Annotated in this window: 4 protein-coding genes and 2 pseudogenes; 3 read left to right on the top strand and 3 right to left on the bottom strand. The window is 63.3% G+C overall.

Going from position 1 to position 5263, the window contains the following annotated elements; translation table 11 throughout:
* The 3 genes from AC0L27_RS40625 to istA form a co-directional block, all read right to left on the bottom strand.
* Positions 1-305: transposase (locus AC0L27_RS40625; RefSeq protein WP_473323657.1), on the bottom strand; the 305-nt coding region annotated here is incomplete at its 3' end.
* A gap of 574 nt (positions 306-879) precedes the next feature.
* Positions 880-1623: an IS21-like element helper ATPase IstB gene (gene istB / locus AC0L27_RS40620; RefSeq protein ID WP_219685535.1), complete on the bottom strand. Its 744-nt coding sequence runs from the start codon at positions 1621-1623 to the stop codon at positions 880-882.
* A 17-nt stretch (positions 1624-1640) separates the two neighbouring features.
* A complete protein-coding gene (istA, locus tag AC0L27_RS40615; protein WP_473323654.1) occupies positions 1641-3179 on the bottom strand; it encodes an IS21 family transposase in 1539 nt (512 codons plus the stop codon).
* A gap of 495 nt (positions 3180-3674) precedes the next feature.
* On the opposite strand from istA, the pseudogene AC0L27_RS40610 reads away from it, so the two are divergent.
* From AC0L27_RS40610 to tnpC, 3 genes and pseudogenes are all read left to right on the top strand, one after another.
* Positions 3675-3752, top strand: a pseudogene (locus tag AC0L27_RS40610) (hypothetical protein); the annotation flags it as partial.
* A gap of 38 nt (positions 3753-3790) precedes the next feature.
* Positions 3791-3955: a transposase family protein gene (locus AC0L27_RS40605; RefSeq protein WP_473323660.1), complete on the top strand. Its 165-nt coding sequence runs from the start codon at positions 3791-3793 to the stop codon at positions 3953-3955.
* Positions 3956-3957: 2 nt separating this feature from the next.
* Positions 3958-5115, top strand: a pseudogene (gene tnpC / locus AC0L27_RS40600) (IS66 family transposase); the annotation flags it as partial.
* Positions 5116-5263: the final 148 nt, after the last annotated feature.

Raw genomic sequence — 5263 nt, 5'->3', positions numbered from 1 at the left:
GCCTCGATCGGCCCCTGCCGTTGCATCGAAGGCAGCACCATCTGGCGGACCTTGGCCAGCACCTTCTCGTCCGACCAAGCCGCGACACCGACAAAATGCAGCAACGACTGGTGTTGCGCCGCCGTTCGCGCCGGGGCCGTCTTCGCGGCCATCGGCTCCACGCTTTTGCGCTCGCCCGGCAGAATTAGCCCGGTACAATAATCCCGCAACGGACCAATCCGGTCAGCGTGGCCGAGCTCGCTCCCAAGACCCTCAACATACGCCGAAAATCGTACTTCGGCCCTTGCTTCAACCTGACGATCCATATCAGCACCTCGCGCGCCAATTCTGAATCTTCCCAAATAATTGATTCTCGAACTCGAAGCCCGCGACCTTCTGACTCAGTACGACTAGCCGTTCCTACGTCTCCCTCTCGGTGACGGCCGCCTTGTTAGGTTAAGACCAGTGCTTTGTAACAGCCCTTATGGACAGCAATGAGTGCAGTGCTCAGGTCGAACGGCTAGAGGTTGTTGAGACTGGCCGGCGTCGTCGATGGACCCACGATGGAGAAGCTCAAGATCGTCCTGGAGAGTTTGCAGGCCCACGGGCCGTTCATCGACGGCCCGCCGATACGGCTGCGCATTCCAGAGATGGTGATCAGGCGTTCCAGGCGATGGTGATCACGGATTCCAGATGATGGCGATCACTGGAGACGAACACGACTGACGAGTTTATGTGTGCTGGAAACGGCCTCCTCGTCAAGGCTGGCGGGTTGGTTCGAAGATCGTTCCGGCGGTCCATGGGAGGGCCCCGTGCGCGGCGCGGAGTGCCCCCACGAGCGACGCAGCGACGCGCGCGGGAGGGGCCTGTGGGCCGGCGGAACGATCGTGCGCGAGGTGCTCACGGCTTTTTCTTTTCACCGGCTTGGCGCCGCAGACTGTCGCCCTTGAGTTCGATGCGGTGGGCATTGTGAATGATGCGGTCCAATATCGCATCGCCAAGTGTGGGGTCGGCAATGACGTCGTGCCATTGCGACACGGGGACCTGACTTGTGATCAATAAGGATCCCTTGTCGTAGCGATCATCGACAATTTCGAGCAGATCCCGGCGCTGGTCGGCGGTAAGCGGTTCAGGTCCCCAGTCGTCGAGGATGAGGAGATTGACGCGCTCGAGGGCCGCGATCAGGCGGGCCAGACGGCCTTCGCCGCGCGCCTGCGCGAGATCTGCGAACAGGCGGGGTGCCCGCTTGTAGAGCACGGAGAAGCCGTCGCGGCAGGCTTTGTTGCCGAGCGCACAGGCAAGCCAGGACTTGCCGGTGCCGGTTGGACCGACGATGACCAGGTGGTTGGCCTCACGGATCCATTGGCAGGTGGCGAGGGTTTGGAAAAGCGAACGGTCGAGACCACGGGCGGTGCGATAGTCGACGTTCTCGACGGCGGCCGCTTGACGCAGCTTGGCGCTGCTCAAACGGCGCGTAAGGCGGCGGTTGTCGCGGGCAGTGACCTCGCGATCGACGAGGAGGCCGAGCCAATCGGCGTGCGGCATCTCGGCCGCCTCGGGATTGTTCTGCAGTTCGACGAAGGTGTCGGCCATGCCGGCAAGGCCGAGGGCGCGCAAGCGATCGACGGTGGGATGAATGAGCATGCTGATATCTCTCCTGATCAATTGTAGTAAGTGCGGCCACGGATGTTGGCGTGGAAGAGGATGGGCGCCTCCTCGGCGGGCGGCGCGGTTCTGTCAGTGCCGTTTTTGAGGATGGCGGCGACCGATTTGTACGAACGGGCGTTGAGCAGCAGCGCCCGAGCGCAGGCGGCGTCGACGCGTTCCTGGCCGTAGCGCTTGACCAGGCCGAGAATGCCGACGGCCGAGCGGAAGCCCTGTTCCGGATGCGGCCGCGACCGCAAGATGACGTCGATCAGTGTCTCGGCATCGGGACCGACCTTGGCAGCTTCGGAACGAATACGCTCATGGGTCCAGTCGCGATAACGACGATGCGAGCTCGGCATATGCTCGGCAATCGTCGTCGGGCGATGCTGCAAGGTGCTGCGCAGATGTGACGCCACCCTCTTGCCGCGCAGGAAAATCTCGACGGTCTTTTGGGTGACGCGGGTCTCGACCTCTTGACGCACGAGGTTGTGAGGGACGCTGTAGTAATGCTTGGCGATCTCGATGTGATAATCGAGGTTGACCCGGCAGCGCTTCCACTCGGCATACTGGTACGGCTCATCCGGCAAGGGAGTGAGCGCCGGACGATCGAGCTCTTCGAACAGGTCGCGCCGACTTCGTCCCCAGCTTCGGAGAGGTCGGTCGTTCAGCTCGACCAGGAGCGCGTGGATCGCCTCGTTGAGGGCGGCGAGCGAGAAGAATCGGTGGTTGCGCAAGCGCGCCAGAATCCATCGCCCGACAATTTGGACCCCGACTTCGACCTTGGCTTTGTCGCGCGGACGATACGGCCGCGCCGGGACGATGGCGGTGCGGTAATGGCGGGCGAGATCGGCATAGGTCCGGTTGACCATCGGCTCGTGAAAGCAGGCCCGGGTGATGCCGGCCTTGAGATTGTCGCTCACCGTCTGCCGGGCCGCGCCGCCGAAATAGGCAAATGCGCGGACGTGTGAGGCGATCCAGTCCGGCAGGCTTTGGCTGAGGCTGGCCTCGGCGTAGGTGTAGTTCGAGGCGCCGAGCACGGCGACGAAGATCTGTGCGCTGCGCACCTCACCGGTGAGCCCGTCAACCACCTCCATGGTGTGGCCGGAATAGTCGACGAACAGCTTCTCGCCGGCGACATGGATCTGGCGCAGGGTGGGCTTGAGGAGGCCGGCCCATTCCTTGTAGCGTTCGCAGAACCACGAATAGCTGAAGCAGTCGGAGTTTGCGTCGCAATACTCCTCCCACAGCAGCATCAGCGTGACGTTCGGGCGCCGCAGCTCGCGATGCACCAGCGCCCAATCCGGCTGTGGACGCTCGTCGCTGGGCCGATCGGATGGCGGCGGATATAGGCGGTTCTCAAGCCGGACGTCGTCATCCAGCTCCGGCGGCAACGGCCAGGTCAGGCCGGCCCGGCGGGTTCGGTTGAGGTACTTGCTGACCGTGCCCTGGGCCAAGCCCAGGCTGCGGGCAACGGCGCGTTGCGACATGCCGACGCTGTAGTGCAGGCGTAGAACTTCGCGAATGTGGCGCATGGACAGTCTCTCGGTCGGCATCTCGATCCTCTGCGGTTAGGCAAAAGACCAAGCTACCCGGGTTGCAGACTGTCAGCGGCGCGCGCCTCCTGGTTACCCCGATCGCAATCGCTGGAAATAGCGATCACGATCCGCTGGAAACGGTGATCACGATGCTCTGGAATGTGTGATCACGATGGTCTGGAATCCGTGATCACGATCGGCTGGAACACGCAGATACGGCATCTCGCGCTCGCTGCTGCTGACTTGGCGGCGATCGTTTGGGGCCCGGGGGGATGGTGATGAAGAGCGTCGGCCCGGCCTCGTGCCGGCGATGGTGATGCCGGATCCGCAGCCAGTGCAGTCGACAGCTACGTCGGCGAGCGGACGCATAGAGATTGTCTCCGGCAAGGTTATCGCGTTATCGTGGATGCCGGCGTCGATATGACCGCATTGTCGCGCGTTTTGGATCTGTTGGAGCGGCGATGATCCCGATCGCAGCACGGGCGACACTGGATCGCTACCGGTCAGACTGACATGCGCAAAGGCATGCAGGGCCTGGCGTTGCTGGTGCAGGAGGGCCTTGGGCGAGATCCTTTTGCTGGTGACGTCATTGTGTTCCGTGGTCGTGCCGGTACGCTAATCAAGGCGCTTTGGCACGACCCGTCTGGCTGCCACTCTATGGCAAGCGGCTGGACCGTGGCTGCTTCATCTGGACGGCGATGGTGGACGGCGTGGTGTCGCTGACCTCAGCTCAGATGGGCTATCTGCTGGAAGCGATCGACTGTCGCAACCCACAACACAGCTGGCGGCAGTAGAGATCCAGCACGTCCGCGAGAAGTTTACTTGCCGTGATTGCGGAAGATCAGCCAGGCCCCGGCGCCGTTCCATGTGATTGCCCGCGGCTGGGCGGGGCCAAGCCTGCTGCGATGGCGCTCATCGAGAAGTTTGGGCAGCACCAGCCGCTGCACCGGCAGGCCGAACGCTATGCCAGGGAAGGCGTGCCGATCAGCCTGTGGACCCTCACCGACCAGGTCGGCGGTTGTACGGCCGCGTTGAAGCCTTGTTCCTGCGCCTCGAGGCCCATGTGCTGAGCGCCGAGCGATTGCATGGGGACGACAATACGGTGCCGGTCCTGGCCAAAGGCAAGACCGACACCGGCCGAATTTGGGTCTATGTGCGCGACGACAAACCTTTTCGCGGGCAGGCCCCGCCGGGGCGGTGTTCTATTACTCGCTCGACCGGGCCGGCGAGCGTCCCCTGGCAGACTTGGTCAACTGCAGTGGAATCTTCCAGGCCGACGCCTACGGCGGCTATCACAAGCTCTAGGGTGCGGGCCGCAACGCGGCTCCGATCCGGGAAGCCGCCTGTTGGGTCCACGCCCGACGGACGTTCTTTGTGATGGCTGATTTGGCTGAGAACGCGGCGTCGCAAGGCTCAGGGCAAGAAGCCGGCAGTAATCTCGCCGCTGGCGTTGGAAGCAGTCCGCCGGATCGACGCCTTGTTCGAGATCGAACGAGGCGTTAACGGCGAGACGTCCGAACGGCGCCGGGCCGTCCGCCGGGAGCTCAGCGCGCCACTGATCGCCGATCTAAAAACCTGGATGCGCGAGCAACGCGCCAAGCTCTCACGGCGCAACGATGTCGCAAAGGCAATGGACTACATGCTCAAGCCCTGGGCGCGTTCACCCGCTTCGATGGCGGCCGTATCTGCTTGTCGAATAACGCCGCCGAACGAGCCCTGCGTGGCATCGCCTTGGGTCGGAAGTCGTGCCGTTCTGCGGCTCCGACCGTGGTGGCGACCGCGCCGCATGATGTACAGCCTGATCGTCACCGCCAAAATGAACGACCTGGATCCACAAGCCTGGCTCGCTGATGTCCCGGCCCGCATCGCTGCACATCCAGTCCAAAGGCTCGACGAACTGCTGCCCTGGAATTGGCGAGACCAAAATAAGCAGTCAATCAGGCCGCCTGAGTGACCGCCCCGCCGTCCTCACCGGCTCCACCGGGGGCTTACGGTCTGCGCCATGAGCACTGCGGAGAGACGAAGACCGCGTCACCAGTTCGACGGTGTCGTCACATCACCCGTGCGTACGCAAAGCCCAGCCGCTCGGTTATGGGTCCGTA

Source organism: Bradyrhizobium sp. Ken51 (assembly GCF_055807435.1).
Note: the sequence above shows the minus strand (reverse complement) of the source record. Positions and strands in the feature narration are given on the sequence as shown.